Origin of the sequence: Bradyrhizobium sp. CSA112 (assembly GCF_029051645.1) — a bacterium.
Classification (GTDB): Bacteria; Pseudomonadota; Alphaproteobacteria; order Rhizobiales; family Xanthobacteraceae; genus Bradyrhizobium.
On sequence record NZ_JAACFS010000006.1, the window covers coordinates 160,019 to 181,220 of the forward strand.

The following is a 21,202-nucleotide window of genomic DNA, read 5'->3' on the forward strand; positions in this document are numbered from 1 at the left end:
TATCATGGCAGTTAAGCGGAAGTTATGCACTTAGCCAACTGAGCCGTTTTATTTGGGCGGCAGCATACCGCGCAAAAGAACGAAGATCGGCACCCAGCCCAGCCATTCGAGATGGAAGACCGTACCGGTTAAAGAAATGCTGCGACCCCAACTCCCTACGTAACTGGTCGTGCCGCTTCCTTGACGGCCTGACTTGTGGTCGCCATTCCCGCAGCATACGCAGCACCTGCGCCGAGCAGCAGCGCGCAGAAGCTTGCAAACATCACATACGCGAAGTGTTTGCGTGCCTCTTCGATTTGTGATTGCGTCGGAGATCTGACAGCCGAGCCGACCGTTTCGCGGTTCGGAACACCCGACAAGGCCGCAACGCGGGCGCTGGCCGCGTATGACGGGCCGACAAGATTGCTGGCGACACTGGTGGTGGACGTCGGGATCAGCGCCGCTGCCGCTACGACAACTACGGTCGCGACCGACCAAGCGGCCAAGGCCTGTCCCACTCGCCCGAGGCCGGTTTGATCGGGCGAATTGGCCGCCGCGACCGCGCCGCCGATAAAGGCGGCGATGATTCCTGATACAGCCCACCACACGAAGGCGGCCCAGCCTGCGCCCGCAGGCGCGGATTGCGCAGTCGGAACGTCAATCGCGAGCAGACCGATGCCGAAACCAAGCATCGTCAACAGGATCTGGATAACGAGTGAAGCAAAAACACCGGCGAGGACGGCCGACCATGTCCAGCCGAAAAAGGCGTTAGGCACTGAAAACGGGGCCATGACGAATTCTCCTCCGTTCAGCAACTCTTTGGTGCCCCAACGCGGTGTTCAAGCTTCCGTTCCCTTTGAGGAACTGCAAATGCACTTCGCCGTTACAGTTCTAGGAGAGACCTGCAAAAGGAGTTGGCAATGACGTTTGGCAGAGGCGCCCTGCTGTGGCTCTTGGGCATTCCACTTCCCGTCATCCTGCTGCTCGCGTTGTTCTGGCGTTAGCTGCAAGCGGCGGAAGCCGGTGGTCAAAGATAGGTGTCCGACGGCTCCTTGCCGGATGGACTAAATGCGGGGCATAAGACCCCGAAGACCGAGACCCTTGTAGACAGCGGCACGATATTCCGTTCGACAGCAGTGAGCGGTTGGTGGTGGTGCCCAGGCTATACACGCGGCCAGTACCAACAGGCTTCGCGCCGTCAAGAAGGATGGATTCTTGCTCGGAGATCTGCAAGGAAGGCCGTTAGCGCATCATCTGCGCACGCTCCGCGCTCGGGCGTCAACAGCGTAATTCCCCAGCGTGCAAGCATCGCCTCTTGCACGGGATTCGATGAAGGCATGAACACAAACGAGCGCGGGCGATGATCCCGATGACCTGATCTTTCCCAGGTTTGCCAAATGCCGTGCAGTAGCAGCCGGATGTTGGGGTCGGACATGCTGTATCCGATGAACAGGATGGTGCGAGCCAAGGCGTCCGCGCGAAACTTGATATCCAAGGGGGAGTCAAAGTATAATCGATTGAGAAAATCGGTCTCGGTAAGAACCAGCGACGCATCGTCGTCGAAGTCGCCATGATACTTGACGATATGCGTCACGCCATCCGCAGCATCCGCCATCTGCTTCGCGTTCGCGATCTTTGCGTAATGCTTCTTGTGAACTTCGAACGCCGTTTCGAGATTGCGGTCATAGTTGGTGGTGTAAATGGTCGGAAAGTCGAGCTCGACGATGAGTTTATGAAGCTTTGACTCGGCGACGCGATCCGCTGCTACCTTCCAGTTTCGATCCAACCAACTTCGTAAAGGACCCATTCCGCCCTGCTTCAGGCGATAGAATTCAGCCAGCATCTGATAGCCGTCGTTCATTCCATCGATTACGTCGGGACTGAGGTCGAGCTCTTTCAGCAAGTGATCGACGAAGCTTTGCCAAGAAGGCAACCCTACAGCCATCGAGACGCCTGCGCCAACGAACAGAATCGCGTGACGGCGCTTGATGGCATCTGCCAAGACGTCCCTGGAAGATGACCTTTGCTGTGCTGCACTCGCTTCTGAAGTTGTCATCCGTTTCAAACAGGTCACCGTTTTCAACAGGTCCGGGTTGCTCCGTTCGTTATTCGCAGCGGGCTTTGCCGAGGCGGCTACGCTGCGGGCCCGGAGCTCGGAGGCTCCTTACTTGCGGCTGCGACGAATTTGCTGAGTGCGCTCGCCGGTTATTAGAACCAGCAAACACTGTGGTCTGTTCCAGTTAACTGCTGTCGAAAGCTCTAAGTCTCATCCCGCATGATGGCTGACCCGAGGAACCATAAATGTTCCTCAAGTAGGGAGCAGAATATTCGAAGTCGGCAAATAAGCACCAAGGCGGACGTTAGGAATGGCTGCCGAGGCGCGATAACTCACCCTAGCTTGATTGATACGCTTCGCATCCTCAGCGGCGTTAATTGCCGATTTTCGGGAAGGAGCTGGCTATCTATCGGCTATTGCAAAAATCGCCCTACGATGCGAGCGCTTCAGACGAGATCGTGCAGAATCTCGCCACCGCCCGATAGCCTCAGCGTTCGCCCTTGCCGTTGCGGTTGGTGAAGCGGGCGTTGCCCAGGCCGGTGCCGATCGTCAGTACGCCCCAGCGCTTCACGTCCTGCATGAATGGGACCTCGGAGAGCCCCTGCACGACGCCATCATTGTGCATGACGATGGCCGTGTCGTGCTCGCCGATCCGGGGGATCGCTCCGACAAGACTTGCCGGCAGATTGAACTTGCTGCTCTCCCAGTTGCCCGGCAGGTTCTGCGCACCCTTTTTGATCGAGCCGTCGCTTTCGATGACGCCTGGGCATGCGACGCCGATGAACGGCGCGAGCTTGAATCCCTCGTCTTCCGCCTTCGCGATCAGATCTTGGAGCATCTTGACGAGGCGCTTAACTGCGTTCTCACGGGTCGGCTCGTCGTCGGCATGACGCCACAGCTCGAACTTCCACACGCACGCCTTGGAGAGGTCCGGCGCCTTTTTGCGACGGGTTTCCACGACGCCGCAGCGGATGTTAGTGCCTCCGATGTCGATAGCAAGGATGGAGTCATGAGCTTCGAAAATCCAGGAAGGAGCGAGATGTAGCGCGCCGATAAGGCCTGCGTCGTCCGGGGGACGGCGGATCGGCAACATCTCGACCTTGAAGTTCTCGGCCTTGAGGATAATTTCGGCGCGCGCGATGGCGAGTTCGCCGAGCCGGCTTTCGCGAAAGCCGCCGCCCACTACGATGCGCTCGGTCTTATCCCAGGCTTTGGTCTTGAGAAAGCGGCGCGTTACGTGGGCGAGTTCCTGCGCGAAGTCCTCGACGGCGCTGTGCACGACCGCTGACGCCTCGGCGTCGTCGCCGACCAGGATAGCGTCGAGTTCCTTCTTGGTAATGTTTTCGGAAAGCTCCCTCCCGAAGGGGTCGTCGCCAGACTTGCGCAGCGGTTTCCGCCACTCTTCAAGAGTTTCCCGGAAGGCGCCCTTGCTGGCGCGGTCCCCAAGGAATCCTTCCTCATCCTTCAGTTCGAGGTTGAAGCAGTCAATCTCAACCCACGGGAGGCGGGAGGCGCCGTGAGCCGCGATGCCAGTGGTCGTGATCGTTTCGTCGGCCATGCTGAGCCTTGAACAAGCCGCGGCAACTAGTCGGTTTGCATTCAACACGCGTCCCGCACCGCGGTTCCTCGCGTCCTTAGGCAGGCTTCGCCGAGGGCACGATCCGGGGTGACGATTGTGTAGCAGGCGCGCGAGCTCCTCCCGCTCCCTGAACCCCCTTCATCGCGGCATAGAAAGCGCTTCCTGAATGTCGCGCCGGATTTCGCCCCAGACCTCCACCAAGCAGGTGGCAAACTGTCTCGTCCATCCGCCATTTCGGTTCTCGCGACGTATCGTCCCGAATGGAACAGCCGGCGGCCGGCGGCGGGAGGCCGACGAGATCACGGGCGAATCGAGACAAGGCCGTGCTCGATCCGCCATCGTCGCCGCCGCTCGGGCCATCGAGCACTATGAGAACTGCCGATATGGGACGTTGATAGCCCAGGCCGAGGAGCTCGGCCAGGCGTATTCGAGCGTTTCCTCACAACGAACTTGAATGAAGAAAACGCGGCCTACGCCAAACTTAACCAAGACTTAACACGGGGCGCTACGCAAAGGCGTCTAGGCCAAGGCTTCGACCGCGGCTTGATGCCGCCATCGTCCGATCAGTCGTAGCGGCGCCGCGAATTCGCGGAGGTCTGTTCCACCGTCCGCACCGATCGCATTTTCCGGCGCGCGTACCACGCTACCACTGCGATAGTTAGCCACGCGAGCGACGCGCCGACGAAGGCGGCGGGTACGCTGCTGCGTATTACTAGCATCGAAAAGACGATCGCAAAGGCCAGCATGCCTAGCGCGCCGAGCGCGGCGCCAGCGGCGTCGACGGCGGCCGCCATTTGCCCGCGGCGCTCGCCGGCGAGACCCGCTTCGCGCTTGCGGCGAATTTCATGCTTTTCAATCAACGTCGCGCTTGCACAGAATATGGCCGGAAGGGCGAGAAAGAGGCCACCGACGAATGCTCCATAGCGGCTGCTGACGAGGCCGGTGAAGACGGTCGCAGCGCCGCCGAGCGCGAAGCGGATCAGATATTCGTACCAGCGTCCTTCCTTGAGAGATGACGGCGAAAAGCGGATCGGGGTCATGTCTGACCTCCGGCGAAGATTAGCAGCCCGAAGGCGACGATCAGCCAGACGACCAGCGACAATAACGTAGCACTCACCGCTCGCAACTTCGCGCGGACGATGAGGTGGCAGACGATAACACTGTAGATAGCGAGCGCAATCGCTCCCGCAATCATCGCCTGAGTTTGCAGGGCGGCGTAGTCGGCCCCATGCTGATACACCGCGATTCCAAGCGTGGCGAGTGCGACCGAGGGGGCTGCTCCGAACAGGCCGGCGAAGCTCTTCGGACGAAGAAGATCTCCCAGCATCGCGAAGGCCGATACGACGGCGCCCCCGACGAGGAAACGGATGACGTATTCAGTCATTTCGCTCTCTTCCAGAGTTTCGAGAGCGGTCCGCCGGCCCCGTAAACCGGATCCTTGCGTGGCACCGGCACCTTCGGGATGGTTTTCAGCGCGCGCGGATGGTCCTCGACGGTCGTGCACTCGTCGTATGTGCCGGTCAGCGGGTAGGCCCCAATGACGAGGAACTCATCGTCGGCTGAAAAGCACTGATGGCCAGTGCCGGCGGGCAGAATGGCGACGTCGCCAGCTTTCAGCGTGAAGATCCTGCCCTTGTTGCCGCCGAACCGAACGCGCCCCTTGCCGCGCGCGATGCCCAAGACCTCATGAATCCTGGAGTGATAGTGCACGTAGTCGTAGATGCCGTCGCGCCAGGTGTCGCCCCATCCATTAGCTTCGAACAGGTCCTCGATCACCGCCGCCGGATCATGGCGCTCGTCGAGATCGACCGCGCCGCGATAGATGATCAGCGGCCATCGCGGATGATTGGGAACGAGACCGTCATCTTTAAAGCGGGCAGCATGGAGTTTTCGCGCCTGGACGTGTTCCGGAGCCTTTGGTTTGCCGGGGCGTCGGAGGCCGGTGGCGCGCTCAGCGTATTCCTTCAGACCTTCAAGAATCGGCATCGTCATTCTCCATTGAAGCTTCGACTGGGTAAGGTCGTGGTATTCCGAAGAGCGTCCTCGCTCGCAGAAAATTTCAGGTCTGCTTGGCCGGACGACACGGTCGGAGTGCGTTCTCTCATACGCGACTCCTCGAACGCCGGTCGGAATGCGATCGTTGGCTCCCAGAACCCTTCTCCAAGTCGCGCCGTTTGACGGAGCCGCTGCGCTTTGAGTAACTGTGGGTGACCTCGGCGCCCATCAGGATGATCTGCGACGTGTAGTAGACCAAAATCAGCACGACAACGATCGAGGCCGCCGCGCCATAGGTCGATTCGAGTCCCTGCTTTCCGATGTAGAAGCCGATGGCCGCCTTCCCCACCTCGAAGAACAGCGCCGTGAGGAACGCGCCCAACCAGACGTCGCGCCAGTCAACGGACACGTCGGGCAGCCATTTGAACATCATCGCGAAGAGCACCATCACGACGCCGAACGAAATCAGTATGCTAACGACGTGAAGCGCACCCTCCGGCAGGTAGCTGGCGGCATATTTGCCGGCCGCGGCGAGGCCCGCACTCACGACGAGCGAAATCAGAAGGAGAAAGCCGAGTGCCAGCACGGCGGCGAATGACAGCACGTAATTGCGGGCGAAGTGCCAAAGCCCGGTCTCCTCGGACTCGCCCACCTCCCAGACCACGTTGAGCGCGTCCTTCAGCTGCGCGACAACGCCGATGGCGGCGAACAGCAAGGCTCCGAGGCCCAGGACGGTGGCTAGAGTACCGGCGGCCGGGCGGCTAGCTCCCGCCAGCATCGCCTCGACGGCGTTGGACCCCGTTTCTCCGAGCATCTCCTTGATCGCTGACATGACTTGGGAAGTGACCGCTTCATGGCCGAAAAGTAGGCCCGCTACCGCGATAGCGATCGCAATGATGGGGCCGAGTGAAAACACGGAGTAGTACGCGAGGGCGGCCCCTTGCCTGGCATCCTTATGGCTCGACCAGTTGGTCGCCGCCTCTTTGACCACCGTCCACCACATGTCCGGTCCAACAGAAGCCGTCGCACTCCGATTAATAAAGGCCGTGGGAATGGAATGTTCCTGCCGGCTACGACTAAGTGGAACCGGCACTGCACTAAACGTTGCACACATTGTTCTTGAAAGGATTCGGCGATGGCAACCAACAAGCCGACCAGTGGCAACGCGCAAGTGGCCCTGCGCAAGCGCATCCAACTGCGCACCAAAGCGATGGGCGAGACCACCTGGACGAAGCCCGACGAGGCGAAATTCATCGATCAGAAGAAAGCGCCGGCGAAGAAGGAGTTCAAGGGCATCCGTCGGGAGAAGAAGGCGGGCTGATCCTCTGCCGCCGGAAGCTTATTTCAGGCTGGATCGCAAGGCGCAGACCGACCGGCTGCTTCGGGCCATTTCCAACCCACACACCACGGTCCTCGGCCACATGACCGGAAGGCAGCTGAGGCGCCGGCCGGGCTACGACATCGACGTGGAGAAGGTGTCACGCGCGTGCGCGAAGCGCAACGTCGCCGTCGAGATCAACGCCCATCAATGGCGGCTCGACCTGGACTGGCGCTGGCACGAGGCCGCACTCGATTTCGCCGGAAGGCGCCCTTGCTGGCGCAGGAATCCTTCCTCATCCTTCAGTTCGAGGTTGAAGCTGTCGATCTCAACCCACGGGAGGCGGCAGGCGCCGTGAGCCGCGATGCCAGTGGTGGTGATCGTTTCGTCGGCCATGCTGAGTACAAGCTGCGGGCAACTAGTCGGTTTGCATTCAACACGCGCCCCGCACCGCGGTTCCTCGGGCGAGAACAAAGGAACGGCCTCCGTTAAGACCAAATCTCAGACCCAATTTACTGCCCTCAAGGAAACGGTCCCCACTCGGAGGAAGTGATGAGACCGCCAAAGTTCTTGCGCGCCCAGACTTTAGAAGAAACCCACTGAGCGGGCGTTTGCTAATTCAGGAGCGTTGCCTGTTCTTCCCGTCGGCCAGCATGTTCCTTGGCGTGGATTTGCGCCGGTCAGCGCTGGTGCCCAGAAGGATCGATGGCCAACTTCGGCGAGAACGACAATTCCGGGCGCAGATGTTCGACGCCAGCAACAGCCTTCGTTTCGAGCGGCCTGTGGATGAAGCGTCACGGCAGTGGTGGATCGAGAAGTTCTAGTCGCCCACGCGCTTACTCCAGAGGGAATGGCTGACCTATCACCAGGAGCGCCCCGGGCGAAAAGCTGGCCGTCTATACCGGCATTCGTCCCTCGCTGTGGAGCACACGGAAAATTTGTATGAGGGCGGTGCGCTATACGACTGAGCAGCTGTTTAACTCGCTTCGAGAGCTTTGCTTGACTGCTCGTGACCGGTCGACAAGTTCTTGATAAAAACTTTGCCATGGCGCAATTCCCAAGTCGCTTCTCCGACTGAAAGGCACCCGAGAAGATCGTATGACAGGCTCCGCGAAGCAATCCAGTTGCGCGATGCCTCATGCGATCGGCTTCTTTCTCCTCTTGCCTTTCGTCTCGTCGCCGCTGTCCTTTTTCACCACGCTCACCTGCCCGTTGGACTCGAGGAACGCCTTCTCCACCTCGGCGAAGTCGGAAACGCCTTGCTCGCGCAACTCGCTCTCGAGCTCCTCGCGCGTGATAAACGCGCTTCGCATGTTGCGCCGGTTGATCCGCCCGTGTTCGACCAGCGGCAGCGGCGGCGGAACCAGCAGTCGCTCGAAGGGCCTGAAGCGATAGCCGAGCCAGTTCAGCAGGTAGTCCCAGAACACAATCGTTAGCACAAGTACCACGCCCTCGGTGATCGACTTGTATTCGTGTGAGAAGGCGTTCTGCGCGGCGTCGGCAATCAGCACGATGACGAGAATATCGGCGAGGCCGACCGTCGATGACTGACGCTTCATCACGAAGCGCAGGATCAGCAGCAGCGCGAGGTACATGACCGTACCGCGGACGATCATTTCCAGCACCGAATGTGTCGGAACAAGCAGATCGGCCCATTCGACGGTAATGATCCTGTCCATGTTCGGCACCGGTCCTGGTTCACATGGATCAACGTGCTGGACCGGGCAAGGTTGCGAGCTGGCGACCGTCCTGCAGCCAGGTGGTGAAGTGGCGTCTCGGTGCCATTAGCTTGAGGAGAGCTCAGGGTCTTGCGTTGCGTTAGCCAGGAGTCGCAGTAGCCGCAACCGCAGCAAGGCACGACCGGGAGCTCGATGTGGGCCGCCGCAGCGCTGCGCACGGTCGAGTTGCCGGGATGGCGCCGGAGAACAAGATGTCTGCGTCTTCTTCGGAATGTGCGTGCGGCAGCTTAGGCGAAGATGATCAAGCACCATGTGGCGGCATGAGCGGATGGGACGCGCCCTTCCCGGCTCTTAGCGGCTCGGAAAGGCTCGCAGGCGCTCGACTCCATCGCAACGAGGCCAATTCCGGATGCGGCGTGTTCGTGAAGGTCCGAAAGCTGAAAGAGCCGGATGTTGTCCCGACGGTAGATAAGCCGGCGGCGTCCTCAACGTTTCTTCTCGAGAAGGGGTTCGGTCCCGCCGACGCGCGCCCGCCAAATCTCCAAGAGGCCGATTGTCATCGTCGCGAGCAACGGTCCAAGGATCAGCCCTGAAGCGCCGAACAGCATCAAGCCGCCCACAATGGCAATGAACACGACCACTGTGTGCAGCCTCAGTCGACTGCCGGCGAGCACCGGGTGCAGGATATTATCGATGCCGCCGATCACGACCGTGCCATAGGCAACCAGAATGGCAGCCTTGATCCATTCGCCGGTGAGTGCGAGGTAGATCGCCGTCGGAATCCACACCACGAACGCGCCAAGGATGGGAATGATGGCCAGCAGTGCCATCACCATTCCCCAAAACAAAGGGTTCGGCAGCCCGAGAATCCAGAAAATGAGACTGCCGAGCACTCCCTGCACAGCGGCAATAATCACAGTGCCGAAGAGGACGCCGCGAATCGTGTCGGAAATCCGAGTGAATAGATGATCCGTTTCCTTGTCGGTCAGCGGCGAAAATTGCTTCGCCGCCGAAAGCGCCTCATCTTGGTCGCGGAAAAAGTAGAACACGAAGTAGAATGTCAGCAGCAGCACGACCAGATTCGACAATGATTCCCGCATGACCGAGCCCGCCAAATCAGTCAGCCGGTTGCCGAAGTTATCAAAAGAGCGCAGTAAGATTCGGGCCAAATAACGAGTTCGCCCACACCAGCAGCGGATAGGTTTCGATGGCGCGCTGCAGGTCGCCGCTCGCAATATTCTTCTGCAAGTTCTCTATTCCGGCCACCAAGGCGCCGGCGAGATGATGAGCGAGGAAGGCGAGCGGCAGCAGAACACAGACTGCCAGCATGGCGACGGATAGTCCGGCCGCAAGTCTGGGCCATTTGATCCGGCGGACGACGCGACGATGTAATTGTCCCGCGAGTACTGTGATGGTGAGCGCCCAGGTCAGCGCGGCGAGAAATGGCAGCGCCAACCGATAACAAAAGTAGATCCCGATCAACGTCGCTATGATGAGCGCAAACCCGCGTGCAGTGGCAAAGCGGTCCCACGGCCATCCAAAACGGGACGCTGGAGATGTGGGATTCTGTCGGGTCATCGGCGGCTGTCCAAGGTAATTTCCTGAACCATCGACTCGTCTGCCCACGTCACCGACCGGGCCTCAAGCCGGGCGATTCAATCCAGCGCTTCGCTTCCCGCGTGCCGTGCGATTGCCAATGAACTCTCGCGCTTCGATCTGCGGCGTTGATCCCACGGCCCGCCTCCGCAACTCCCAAATTGTCGGAAACTTCAGGCCAATGCTCAGGCCGTAAGCTCGCACCGCATGCTCGGTGCTACCGAACATCACCGAGGCGCGCGCCGACGAACCCTCGCGCTGCTCATTCAGACGCTTGGAGTCTTCGTCACTCCAAACTCGGCTAAGGGGACTTCGCCATAACGGCAAGCAAATCATCGTGTGGCAATTTTGTTCCCATCCGGAACAGGGGACAGCGCAAGATGCGGCAATTTCCGAATCCTTCCCCTGTGCTTGCGGACGAACTCGGCATCATTGGCTTCGCCTGTGGTCCGTCCGAGCGTGAACATGCGCACCAGCCGCTGGGTGAGCGCGCCAAGCGCTAGTCCGGCGAGCACATCTGACGGCCAATGCGCCTAAAGCGCGACACGCGTTGCCGCCGGTAGCCCGCCAAAACTCCAGACGGCCGCCCGCCAGCGCGGCGGCAGCAGCGTAGCCGCGCTTGCCATCACGCCAATATTGACAGCATGGCCGGACGAAAACGCGTCGTATGGCTTGCCGGACCATATGGGACACCGCGTAAGTGGCCGACGCATTTGCCAATCGGGACGTTCCTGATCAATCAGCGTCTTCAGCGCGCGCGGCAGCAGTGACGCCGCAAGGCTGCGGACCAGCAGGTGATCGCTGAGCAGGCGCTGCCGCCCCGGCGCCTAGCGGCTGTAGAGCCACCATGCCGCGGCAACGAGACAGACGACCTGTTCGTCTGCACCCCAGGTGAAAATCTTCGAGACCTCTTCGATTGCCGGATTGGCGTGGGTCGACGCCTCCGTCAGCATCTGCTCGATCAGCTATCGCTCGTCGTTCGGCGCGGGAGCGGTCGCACTCGCTCTGCTTCTTCGAGATCGGATGAACGGCAACCGGCGGAAGCGTTGGGGTGTTCATCCAAGCGAGCAACTTCGCCTGGTGTCCTAATTTAATTTGGGGAAGAGTCTGTTCCGAATGTAGCGCGATGTTGGTGTAAGCCGCATGCCCCGTGGCTTGTGCCAAGCTGCTCTATCGATCTCGTCCTCGTTAGCTGAAAGTTATTCTTGACATGATGTTGCATTTCGCGAAGCAAAATTTCCCGCTTCTGAGCCTCGGCCGCCGCAGCCATCAAGCGTGCTTCTTCATCCGGCCGCGTATTGTGGCGAAGCGCGGTCCCTATCAGTGCGGCAGCGGCGGTCAGGAAATCGGTGGTATCCTCGGCGAAGTCCCTCGGCGTGGTACTGTCCACCTCCAGCACGCCCCATGCTGCACCATCTATCAGCACAGGAACGTTGATCAACGAGATGATGTCGTGCTCCTTTAGGAGATCCGAATGGACGTATTCATCTTGCTCGCCAAAATTTTTGATGCTGACCGGCTCTGCTGTCTGAAACGAGCGCCCGGGCGGTCAACGCAAGTCGGCCGATAAAGTAGCGGTTCGAACAACACCTTCTTTCCATCCCACACCAGCGACGAGGAGGAGATCGGAGGTGCGGGGACGATATTGAAGAACCTTTACGTGGTGTATCTCCACCGCCCGGGCGATCTGGACAACCGCCTGATCCAAGAAGCGATATAAATCGGCATTCTCACCCGCAAGTCGCCCTATATCGACCAGAATGCGAACGTGACGCCGGAGCTTATCCAGCATGCCACCTTCGCTTACTTCGTTCGAACTCCTCCATCAGCTTCTAACGTTGAAGTCGCTGACACGTGCCAAAATCGGCCGCCAACGCTGGTGCCACGCCGCACTCGTAACTGCCGCCGCATCAAACAACGACCGACCGCTTGCTGCCTTCGCTGGCACCTGGACCGAGTTCAAGGCCACCGGGGCACCAGGTCTAAGCCGGTCTCCGACCCGCAGCTCGTCTATGACCACCGCGCCGAATGCGGTCGTCGAGCCGATCCACGCGAAGGCGATGCCGGTGATACTGACGACCGACGAGGAGCGCGACATCTGGATGCGCGCGCGGTGGGACGAGAAGGCGCTGCAGCGCCCGCTGCCGGACGAAGCGCTAAAGGTCGTGGCACGCGGCGCGGACTAGGGGGACAAAGTTACGGCATGACCCGTCAGCGGCCCTTACGGCAATGCGGGACGCTGATCGGCTTTGAACGAAGCTTCTCCAGCTTGGCCTTCAGTCTTCCATCGCATTCTTCCCGTTTTCCCTCCGGACGGTCGGGAAGAAATGGAACTCGTAAGCTTAGACGGAGTTATCGGGCCGCTGTGAAACCGTCCCCTACGGCTATCGAGAGGAGAAGCTCATGGGCCCGTCTTATACGTTCTCGCGGAAATTGGCTGCGGCCGTTGACGAGACAATTCAACTGCGCTTTTCAGAGCAGAAGGCCGCCGAAATTGACCTGATGCGCAAAAATGCAAACGAGATTTATGAAATCGTCTTCTCGGCTGATCGCGCAGAAACACCCTCGGGAAACGAATGATTCTTAGAGAAGAATGATTTTTCCTGCGCAGCGCCGGAAACAAAACTGCGGCACTAGCCCCTGTGATCACCATCACAGCTCCAGGCGGAGCTGAAGTCCCCGCCGCAGCAGATTACAGCCCGCACCCTGATGCGAGATGCTCCCATCAGCGGGTCGAGCCGCTAACCTGCCTTCCCGCCAATGCCTTTGAAGAGTTCAGGGTTACGTGCAACGTAACCGACCCATAGCTCCCGCATGATCCGCTGCACGTCCTCGGGCTTAAAGCCGCCCCCATGAGGAGGGCCGCTACCGAGTTGGCCCAATCGCACAATTCCCGAATATGGGTCCGAAGGGTCCGGCGTGAATGCCGCATCGGTCGGCTTATGCACGATGCCCTGGATAGAGATATTGAATTGGTCTCGCCTGACTGGAGTATTCGCCATCGTCTTCTGTAGCCGGAAAAGAGCCTCTACCAACTGGCTCAAAACTGCGCCATAGAAGCCGGGAAAAATAGGAAAAGTTCCAAACGCATTTGGAACGATCCGAGCTGTGCGCACATCTGGGTCGAGCCGGAGGTGCTCGCCGAGATCGAATACCGGGCGAAGTCAGCGGAAGGCAAAGTAAGGCATCCGTTCTTCAAGGGCGTGCGTGAAGACATGTGATGCGCGCCTTTGATCCTTGCCGATCCTTCATGGCTTGATGCGAGGATGGGGGACTACAGGCGGTGCCGATCGTAGCTCTGTTGTGTCCGGTCTGGAACGTTAGCGGGCCACCGCAATTGGTTCTCAACTACAAGGGAGGACACCGAGATGCTTCCAATTTCACAGTGTGAGCGATCATTTGGCGGAACCTTGAAAACGGCCGTGATCCTTCTGGCGCTACTCGTCCTAGCCTTGTTTCCAGACGATCTCGCTGCGCAGGGATTGCCGGTGGAAACCGGCTCCCATCTTCCGGTCGCATTATGGTTCATCGGCGCTGCCGTTCTCGGTCTGGTGATAGCTTACGGTATCATGCGTAACAGGACTCGGACCCGCGCCGAGAAGCACATCACCGAGCAAGCAACGAAGAACACTTACGCCGAGGAAAACCGCGACCAGGTTAGCCACTGACGATGACCGCCCCTGCCTGCTGCTGAAAGCATTCGTCAGTCGACAGCCCCAGATATACCGCTCGACCTTGGAAACACCGGCATGCCGATGGGTAATGCGACAACCCGGGTAGAACCTGCCGTCATCGGCTCGAACTCCCCATTCCGCGTGAACCGCTGAACAATCGCGGAAGGCAATATTTCTCTCGCCCTCGCCGTTTTCCCGTAGCTGGTAACCAGCGGCTCGAACGTCATTTGGGCAGTTCCCGGACTATCCAGCGCCCGCATCAAGCCAGCTACCGAATTTCTCGAACAGGTCAACTCCCATCGGGGTTTGTGCTGCTGAACCAAAGAAGCGGAGCGATCATGTGGAGAGACCTGGTTCTGCTGGCTGCAGCCGCCGTGGTGCCGATCGTCGTCTTGATGCTTGGTGCCTTTAGGCTCGCGGCCCTCAAGCGGCCCGTCGATCTGAATCTCGAGGCTCCGCCTCAAGCGAACGGTTGGGCGTCTTCATCGGAACTACAGACTTCCAAAGTGAGGCGTCGAGGCCATCCTGACCGGCCGCCCGCGCTCCTCCTATCAGCAGGCAGATTGACATCAGATCGATTTCATCGCCTCTTTCAGCTTTCGCCCTCATGAACGGCACCGACGCACGCCGATATCTTAGTTGCTGTTAAGGCGCTCGCGTCAATACAGGTCCAGCATCGCCCAAAAGGTCATTTGTTAGAGCCCGAGCTGCTGGCCGAGATCGAATACCGGCCAGGTCGGCCGAGGCAAGGTGCGCCATTCATTTTTCAAGGGGATGCGGGGATATGCCGCCACAGGTGCGACGAATTCCTGAAGAATAGTTGAGTTGGTCTGCTATGGGTCATAGCGTCAGCCGTCTGCGTGCCGGTCACTTCCGGTCTTCCACGAACAACGGATACCATGAGACCGCCCTGGCATGTCTCAAACGTGCCAAGAGCTGCCGTGGGCACCGATCGCGTGGATCAAGACCGCTGGGACCGCGGAATCGACTCCGCCTGAGAGACCGCTGATCAGCCTACGTTACCTGGGGCGGATCCTCTCGATCGCATTCGCGGAACGCGTGCATCTCCGTCCGACGATTGGCCCGTGCCAAGCTCACGGACACGAATGGCAAGAAGGGAACTTGCCTGGTCCGTTCGCGTTTTGGTGTGAGGCGGAAGCAAGATGCTTAATTTGCGTACAGCCCCAGGGCTTCCATCACCAAGTCAGGTCCGCGCGGATCCGGTCACGTCTCGCGAACTGGATATTGTGAAAGTTGCGGCCGCCTTGGTGTCGGCCGCTGTCCTCCTTGCCGGCTTGTATTTCGGCCGTGAAATACTCATACCGCTCGCGATCGCGTTCCTGATCACATTTGCTCTGAACCCGCCGGTCACATGGCTTGCCCGGCTCGGCCTGCCTAGACTGCTCGCCACGTGCCTCGTCATGATAACCGTGGGGTGCGCACTGGTTGGACTAGGCGTCATTCTCGGCGCACAGGTCCGTTCGATCGCGGTCGAATTGCCGGCCTATCAATCGACCATCCTGACGAAGTTGGCGGATCTGCGCCAAAATCTCAAAGCACCCGGATTGTTCGACGGCGTGCTGAAGACCGTCGAACGCGTACAGAAGGAGGTCGAGTCAAAGGACGATAAGCCCGCCGAAGGCCAGGTCCCACAGCGCGTCGAAATCGTTCCCATGCCGCAAACGCCGCTCGAGCAAGCATTTGCATGGCTTGTGCGGTCAGCGGAGCCTCTGGCCACCGCCGGCATCGTCTTGATCTTTGTCTTTCTGGGGCTGCTTGATATTGGCGACCTTCGCGACCGGTTTCTACGCCTGTTGGGTGGAAACTTCCATCGGTCGACGGATGCTCTTCAGGAGGCCGGCGCGCGTATCAGCAGATATCTTCTGATGCAACTACTCGTAAACGTCAGTTACGGTGTGCCGCTCGCTCTCGGTCTCTGGATCATCGGTGTGCCCGGCGCCATGCTGTGGGGCGCACTGGGTGCGGTCATGCGCTTCGTCCCTTATGTCGGCCCGCTGACTGCTGCGATCTTTCCAGCCGCGATCGCTTTTGCCGTCGACAGTGGCTGGAGCATGTTGCTCTGGACCGTCGCGCTGATCGTCACCCTTGAGTTGATAAGCAACAACATTGTCGAGCCGCTGCTATATGGTTCCAGCACCGGCCTGTCGGCCATATCGCTGATCGCCGCGGCGATATTGTGGACAGCGCTTTGGGGCCCCGTGGGGCTGATCCTCTCCACTCCCCTCACCGTTTGTCTGTTAGTCCTCGGGCGCAATTTGCCGCAGCTGCTCTTCCTCGACACCATGCTCGGCTCGACGCCTGCACTGGATGTTCCGGCCCGCATCTATCAGCGGCTGATTGCAAATGATGCCGACGAAGCTGTCGAGATCGCAAGCACCGAGATCGAAAAATCTTCCGTGCTATCATTCTACGATGCAATCGGCATTGAGGTCCTTCGTCTGGCAAGCGACGAGTACCTCCAGAACGCAAGCGCCGAGCACCGCCTGCGTCTAGCAAGCGGAATGGATACGCTACTCGACGATCTTAGGGATCAATACCCCTCCTCCCTGAACTCGGAGGCAAAGCCAAGGGTCCTGTGTATCGGAGGAAAATGGGAGATCGATGCTCTCGCCGGCGAGATGCTAGCCCATGCGCTCGCTTTCGAAGGGATCGCTGCAGCCTCCCAACCCGCCGCAAGCGTCAATGCCGACTATCTTGCCCAGCTCGACCTGAAGGGCGCGGATATTGTCTGCCTCAGTTATTTTACGTCGCATCCAACCATCCCTGCTCGCCACGCCTGCCGGCGTCTGCGAAAACGATGGCCGAATGTGCGCATCGTTTTGGCGGTATGGAAGAAGCCGCCGGAACTGTTGACCGACCAATCCCTTGAAACGCTCAAGGCCGATGCTGTCGTGGCTTCGATCGAGGAGGCCGTTCGTCGTATTCACCGCATTGTCGACCCCGAGGAAGCAAAGGCAGCGCAACAAGCCCCGGTGCCTGACAACGACGCAGCGCGTGTCGACGCGCTGAAAGCGACCGGGGTCATGGAGGGGGACAAACGTGAAGCTCTGGATGCACTCGCCAAACGCGCGGCCGACGTATTCAACACCAGCGTTGCCGTGATCACCACTATCGATAAGGACCGCGAATACTTTGTCGGACAAAGTGGAAAATTGCCGGACGCCATCACCGACAATGCGGGCGCGCTGCTGCCGATGAACCGCGAACACGCGATCTGCAACCATGTAGTAGCCAACGACGAGACGCTGGTGATTTCGGATATCGAGCGCGATCCGCGCTTTGCCGATAACGAGACCATCGAGCAGTGGGACATGCGCTTCTACGCCGGGGCGCCGCTACGCGCAGCCGACGGTCTGATAATCGGAGCGCTATGCATCCTCGACTCGAAACCCCGCACCTTGGAAGAAAGCGAGGTCGCATTGCTCGAAACGATGGCCGCCGATGTGATAGCCATCATTACAACAAGTGATGTGGAGAAAGACGCTTCGGTGAAATCTGCGCCTGCTGCCTCGGCTGCGACCGTCGGACAAGAGGTGCCTCAGTAGCCTGAGCGGCGCCAATCGACACTTCACCGGGGCTTTAACGACAGGAAGGCTGGCTTATTATGATGAAAGTGTCTCCGCAAAAACGGCCTACTTGATGCAGACTAGGTGACGCATAGCGGCTTGCTATTATGGATCGCAGTTAGCTATTAAAGCGCCTCCACACCGAGGCGCGCCTTCTGCACTTTAACAAACGATTGTTGCTTGAAAGAAGCCTTCGTTCAGCAATCAAGGTGGCAATTTGCCCAATCTATGGAATCTAGCAGCGAACCTTTCTGCGCTGCTTGAGGATGCAATCTGTCCAGCCTTGATCGGACCGGGATCAACGATGAAGGGGCGCACTGGCCAACGCGATAAACCGGAATCGAAAAGCAAACATTCGTCAACGTCTGCTAATGGAATGGTCCGGCCGTGCTCCGGCCCTGCCAGTACGAGAAACTGGCAAGGGGCGCTCAAGACGAGGAGCACGCCAGGTCTCAGAAACTCAACGCAGTCATCGCCGTGATCGGCATCGATATCGGCAAGAACTCGTTCCACATCGTAGGTCATGATCACCGCGGTGCCATCGTGCTGCGACAGAAGTGGTCACGCGGCCAGGTGGAAGCGCGGCTCGCCAACCTGCCGCCGTGCTTGATCGGTATGGAGGCCTGCGTCGGCGCGCATCATCTCAGTCGCAAACTCCAAATGCTTGGCCACGACGCCCGCCTGATGCCGGCGAAATACGTGCACCCCTATTCGAAGGGACAGAAGAATGACTTCCGAGATGCAGAAGCCATCGCCGAGGCGGTGCAACGCCCGACCATGAAATTCGTCGCGACCAAGACCGCCGATCAGCTCGACTTTCAGGCGCTGCACCGCGTCCGAGAGCGGTTGGTCGGTCAGCGTACTGGCGTCATCAATCAGATCCGTGCGTTCCTGCTGGAGCGGGGCATCGCCGTGCGGCAAGGCCTGCATTCCCTGCGGTCCGAGTTGCGGGGTATCCTCGCGACGCGCACCGATGCGCTCTCGCCTCGCATGTTGCGCATCATCGAGCATCTGGCGGGAGACTGGCGCCGGCTCGATGCGCGGATCGAGGGGCTATCTAGCGAGATCGAAACGCTGGCCCGTCAAGATCAGGCCTGCGAGCGACTGATGACGGTGCCCGGCATTGGCCCGCTTATCTCGAGCGCAATGGTGGCCGCGATCGGCACCGGAGGGGTGTTCTCGAAAGGCCGCGACTTCGGCGCCTGGCTTGGACTGGTGCCGAAGCAGATCTCGACCGGCGACCGCACGACCTCGGCAAGATATCAAGGCGCGGCAATCGCTACCTGCGCGCGCTGTTCGTGCAAGCCGCGTGGGTCGTGCTGGTCAAGGTCAAGTGTTGGGAGCGCTATGGCCTCAAATCTTGGATCGAAGCCGCCAAGAAACGATTGCACCACAACGTGCTGGCGATTGCGCTCGCCAACAAGCTCGCCCGGATCGCCTGGGCGGTTCTCAACAAGGGACGCGCCTTCGAATGCGTCAAGACGGAGGAGACGGCGTCCCGACCTGCCTGATCCTCGCGCCGTGCTCGGGGCCGTCAAGGCGCAGCCTGGCCGTGGCAGACCAAGACGTCAGGACAGCACGACGGCCGGCCTTGACGGCCCTTGCGCGCGGCGCGTCTGCGCGCGCAGGCCGGGACGAAGGAATGACCGCCAGACAGCGCGAAGTGAGGAGCTATCGATGACGTAACCAACATCCCTTACCCGCCGAGGTCTGCGAGAGGATGAGACGACGATGGAGGATCGGTCTTCCCGGCGCATGCAAACACTGGTGACCCAAATGGCCCATTCGAGGCCTGTCCGCTAATCAGCTCGCATGCGCGCTGATATCCATGATGGCCCGGAGCACCACACGCTCCAATCAGAGACCGGATACATTGATGCAAGACCGCATCTGCCAGGTTGACGAAACCTCTTGCAACGCGCGGCCGGACCATACATTGGGTCAATCGCGTCACTTTGGCCGTCAGCCGACTACTTCCGGTCATGTCTCAAAAGTGCCAGAAGGCGACCCCCAGCATGCGGGCGGTTGTGGTGCATTCCATCTGTCCGCTGTGCGCGAGACTAACCAACGGATGCCTTCCTCAGATGTTGAGATTTGGTGCAAGGAAAGGACAGGATCACCACGGCCGCGCGAGATTGATTTTGCTAGGCCGTCCGGTGATTCTTGTACAACTTGATTTCACCAGCATGACTGAGCGTTAGGGATGCGTCACGACGCGGTCCTTTGGAAAAGAAAGGTCTATTGTAAGGCCCGCTGGGTTCCAATCCCACGCGATCACGCCCCCGAATTGGCTCTGCACCGTCGCACGGGCGAGTAGCGTACCAAAGCCCTCTACCTCTGCTTGACGACCGACCGGTGGTCCTCCGCGTTCCGTCCAGGTTACTGCAAATTGGTCAATGTTTTCGGAGCACGCGATATTGATGGAGCCACTTTGGGTCGAAAGTGCCCCGTACTTTGCGGCATTGGTTGCAAACTCGTGCAATAGCAACGCAAAACCGGTCACCACATCGCCCGCGATTGGAATGTCGGGTCCACTGATCGCGACACGCGCCCCGCCTTTGTCGGTGCCGCCGTCATAAGGGGAGAGAATCGTCCTAATCAACGAATGAAGCAGCGTTGACTGTTGCGTTCGATGAGTGCCATCGGCTGTCAGCTTCAACGTCAGGTCGTTGGCCTTCGCGAGGGACACCAAGCGGTCTCGCACCACAGTAGCGAGTTCTTCCGCTGTTTTCGCCGATCGGGCACTCATCGTGACCACGCCGCCAGCGACAGCAAAGAGGTTCTTGATGCGATGGTCCATCTCTCGCAAGATTAGCCGCTGCTGCTCCTCTGCTCGCTTTCGAGATGAAATGTCACGGGCTATTTTCGAAGCGCCGACGATCTTGCCGTCCTTATTCCTGATCGGGGAGATCGTCAGCGAAATGTCGATAGTGCTGCCATCCTTGCGTTGACGAACGCTTTCGTAGTGCTCGACGCGCTCGCCGCGCCGGATGCGGGCAAGAATGGCCGGCTCCTCATCCCGACGATCGGGAGGGATTAGCATCGTGACCGACTTCCCAATCGCCTCTTCAGCACTATAGCCGAACAGCCGCTCCGCGCCTTGATTCCAGCTTTTGATGATGCTGTTGAGGTCTTTCGAAACGATCGCGTCGTCGGACGATTCGACGATCGCAGCGATGGCTCGATAGCGCGCCTCGCTTTCTCGAAGCCGTTGTTCAGTCTCCCGGCGCTCGGTGATGTCCACCAGCATGTTGACAGCGCCAACTAAAGCACCCGAAGCATCGAATAAGGGAGTTGGATACGGAATGAACGGCACGCGCGTGCCGTCCGGCCGTTCGGCGACCGCTTCCATGCCCCGGATCGGACGTCGCTCTTTCAGAGTCAGCGCCATCGGACATTCGGCGTGCGGCAAGGGAGTGCCGTCCGGCCAATAGAGCTTCCATGATCCGCAAAACTCGGCGGTCCCGAGCGTCGGCCGGCAGCCCCACAATTGCGCCGCCGCTTCATTGTAGAAAGTAATGCGGCCGGCGGCGTCCGTCATGTAGAGTGCTGCCGGCAGCGTCTGCAAGAGTTCGTCGGATCCCCACGCCCCTTGATGTACATTGGGCTTCTGCAGGGAGACCAGTAACGAATCGATGGCGTCTTGTTCGGCGGTACTCATCACACCCTCGCGGCTGGAACATCTAAACTTGCCTGAGCTCGACCGCCGGCATCACGTTAGCGTAGCATCTTGCGGAAC

At 59.5% G+C, this 21,202-nt stretch carries 18 protein-coding genes and 7 pseudogenes; 9 read left to right on the forward strand and 16 right to left on the reverse strand.

Features of this window, described 5'->3' with window-relative positions; translation table 11 throughout:
• Positions 1–155 precede the first annotated feature (155 nt).
• The 3 genes from GWE18_RS14970 to GWE18_RS14980 all read right to left on the reverse strand — a co-directional run bounded on the left by GWE18_RS14970 (position 156) and on the right by GWE18_RS14980 (position 3,593).
• A complete protein-coding gene (locus tag GWE18_RS14970) occupies positions 156–770 on the reverse strand; it encodes a hypothetical protein (RefSeq protein WP_275186486.1) in 615 nt (204 codons plus the stop codon).
• Positions 771–1,177: 407 nt separating this feature from the next.
• Positions 1,178–2,035, reverse strand: coding sequence for an SIR2 family protein (locus GWE18_RS14975; RefSeq protein ID WP_275186583.1), 858 nt, complete (start codon positions 2,033–2,035; stop codon positions 1,178–1,180).
• 487 nt (positions 2,036–2,522) lie between these two features.
• On the reverse strand, positions 2,523–3,593 hold the full coding sequence (locus GWE18_RS14980; RefSeq protein ID WP_275186487.1) for an ROK family protein: 1,071 nt from the start codon (positions 3,591–3,593) through the stop codon (positions 2,523–2,525).
• Positions 3,594–3,780: 187 nt separating this feature from the next.
• Between GWE18_RS14980 and GWE18_RS14985 the strand changes: the two are divergent.
• Positions 3,781–4,137: pseudogene (locus GWE18_RS14985) on the forward strand (DUF892 family protein).
• Between the two features lie 40 nt (positions 4,138–4,177).
• Here the strand turns inward: GWE18_RS14985 and GWE18_RS14990 are convergent.
• The 4 genes from GWE18_RS14990 to GWE18_RS15005 all read right to left on the reverse strand — a co-directional run bounded on the left by GWE18_RS14990 (position 4,178) and on the right by GWE18_RS15005 (position 6,612).
• Positions 4,178–4,654: a DUF3147 family protein gene (locus tag GWE18_RS14990; protein WP_275186488.1), complete on the reverse strand. Its 477-nt coding sequence runs from the start codon at positions 4,652–4,654 to the stop codon at positions 4,178–4,180.
• Positions 4,651–4,998, reverse strand: coding sequence for a DUF3147 family protein (locus GWE18_RS14995; protein ID WP_275186489.1), 348 nt, complete (start codon positions 4,996–4,998; stop codon positions 4,651–4,653). Before GWE18_RS14995 ends, GWE18_RS14990 begins: the two co-directional genes overlap by 4 nt.
• On the reverse strand, positions 4,995–5,600 hold the full coding sequence (locus GWE18_RS15000; RefSeq protein WP_275186490.1) for a cupin domain-containing protein: 606 nt from the start codon (positions 5,598–5,600) through the stop codon (positions 4,995–4,997). The genes GWE18_RS14995 and GWE18_RS15000 overlap by 4 nt, the downstream gene beginning before the upstream one ends.
• A 115-nt stretch (positions 5,601–5,715) precedes the next feature.
• Positions 5,716–6,612, reverse strand: coding sequence for a YihY/virulence factor BrkB family protein (locus tag GWE18_RS15005; protein ID WP_275186491.1), 897 nt, complete (start codon positions 6,610–6,612; stop codon positions 5,716–5,718).
• A 132-nt stretch (positions 6,613–6,744) separates the two neighbouring features.
• On the opposite strand from GWE18_RS15005, the gene GWE18_RS15010 reads away from it, so the two are divergent.
• Both GWE18_RS15010 and GWE18_RS15015 read left to right on the forward strand, forming a co-directional pair.
• Positions 6,745–6,930 (forward strand): hypothetical protein, encoded by a 186-nt coding sequence (locus GWE18_RS15010; protein ID WP_275186590.1) that lies wholly within the window; start codon positions 6,745–6,747, stop codon positions 6,928–6,930.
• 22 nt (positions 6,931–6,952) lie between these two features.
• A pseudogene (locus GWE18_RS15015) lies at positions 6,953–7,186 on the forward strand (DNA polymerase/3'-5' exonuclease PolX); the annotation flags it as partial.
• 1 nt (position 7,187) lies between these two features.
• On the opposite strand, the pseudogene GWE18_RS15020 reads toward GWE18_RS15015, so the two are convergent.
• The 8 genes and pseudogenes from GWE18_RS15020 to GWE18_RS15055 all read right to left on the reverse strand — a co-directional run.
• Positions 7,188–7,323 (reverse strand): annotated as a pseudogene (locus GWE18_RS15020) (ROK family protein); the annotation flags it as partial.
• Between the two features lie 740 nt (positions 7,324–8,063).
• The gene (locus GWE18_RS15025; RefSeq protein ID WP_275186492.1) at positions 8,064–8,606 is read right to left on the reverse strand and encodes a YetF domain-containing protein; all 543 of its coding nucleotides are present in this window, start codon (positions 8,604–8,606) and stop codon (positions 8,064–8,066) included.
• A gap of 485 nt (positions 8,607–9,091) precedes the next feature.
• The gene (locus tag GWE18_RS15030) at positions 9,092–9,775 is read right to left on the reverse strand and encodes an AI-2E family transporter (RefSeq protein ID WP_275186493.1); all 684 of its coding nucleotides are present in this window, start codon (positions 9,773–9,775) and stop codon (positions 9,092–9,094) included.
• The gene (locus tag GWE18_RS15035) at positions 9,747–10,088 is read right to left on the reverse strand and encodes a hypothetical protein (protein WP_275186494.1); all 342 of its coding nucleotides are present in this window, start codon (positions 10,086–10,088) and stop codon (positions 9,747–9,749) included. Before GWE18_RS15035 ends, GWE18_RS15030 begins: the two co-directional genes overlap by 29 nt.
• A gap of 941 nt (positions 10,089–11,029) precedes the next feature.
• Complete coding sequence (locus tag GWE18_RS15040) at positions 11,030–11,155, reverse strand: hypothetical protein (RefSeq protein WP_275186495.1); 126 nt, start codon at positions 11,153–11,155, stop codon at positions 11,030–11,032.
• A 132-nt stretch (positions 11,156–11,287) separates the two neighbouring features.
• Positions 11,288–11,392 (reverse strand): annotated as a pseudogene (locus GWE18_RS15045) (NUDIX hydrolase); the annotation flags it as partial.
• A gap of 128 nt (positions 11,393–11,520) precedes the next feature.
• Positions 11,521–11,733 (reverse strand): annotated as a pseudogene (locus GWE18_RS15050) (GAF domain-containing protein); the annotation flags it as partial.
• An 18-nt stretch (positions 11,734–11,751) separates the two neighbouring features.
• The gene (locus tag GWE18_RS15055) at positions 11,752–11,994 is read right to left on the reverse strand and encodes a hypothetical protein (RefSeq protein WP_275186496.1); all 243 of its coding nucleotides are present in this window, start codon (positions 11,992–11,994) and stop codon (positions 11,752–11,754) included.
• A 115-nt stretch (positions 11,995–12,109) separates the two neighbouring features.
• On the opposite strand from GWE18_RS15055, the pseudogene GWE18_RS15060 reads away from it, so the two are divergent.
• The 6 genes and pseudogenes from GWE18_RS15060 to GWE18_RS15085 form a co-directional block, all read left to right on the forward strand.
• Positions 12,110–12,388 (forward strand): annotated as a pseudogene (locus GWE18_RS15060) (SOS response-associated peptidase); the annotation flags it as partial.
• Between the two features lie 217 nt (positions 12,389–12,605).
• Complete coding sequence (locus tag GWE18_RS15065) at positions 12,606–12,782, forward strand: hypothetical protein (RefSeq protein ID WP_275186497.1); 177 nt, start codon at positions 12,606–12,608, stop codon at positions 12,780–12,782.
• Between the two features lie 455 nt (positions 12,783–13,237).
• Positions 13,238–13,423 (forward strand): hypothetical protein, encoded by a 186-nt coding sequence (locus tag GWE18_RS15070; protein WP_275186584.1) that lies wholly within the window; start codon positions 13,238–13,240, stop codon positions 13,421–13,423.
• Positions 13,424–13,612: 189 nt separating this feature from the next.
• Positions 13,613–13,870, forward strand: a complete 258-nt coding sequence (locus tag GWE18_RS15075; protein WP_275186498.1) for a hypothetical protein — start codon at positions 13,613–13,615, stop codon at positions 13,868–13,870.
• Positions 13,871–15,039: 1,169 nt separating this feature from the next.
• Positions 15,040–17,442, forward strand: a complete 2,403-nt coding sequence (locus tag GWE18_RS15080; protein WP_275186499.1) for an AI-2E family transporter — start codon at positions 15,040–15,042, stop codon at positions 17,440–17,442.
• 492 nt (positions 17,443–17,934) lie between these two features.
• Positions 17,935–18,974 (forward strand): annotated as a pseudogene (locus GWE18_RS15085) (IS110 family transposase).
• Between the two features lie 686 nt (positions 18,975–19,660).
• Here the strand turns inward: GWE18_RS15085 and GWE18_RS15090 are convergent.
• On the reverse strand, positions 19,661–21,124 hold the full coding sequence (locus GWE18_RS15090) for a PAS domain S-box protein (RefSeq protein ID WP_275186500.1): 1,464 nt from the start codon (positions 21,122–21,124) through the stop codon (positions 19,661–19,663).
• Between the last annotated feature and the right edge of the window lie 78 nt (positions 21,125–21,202).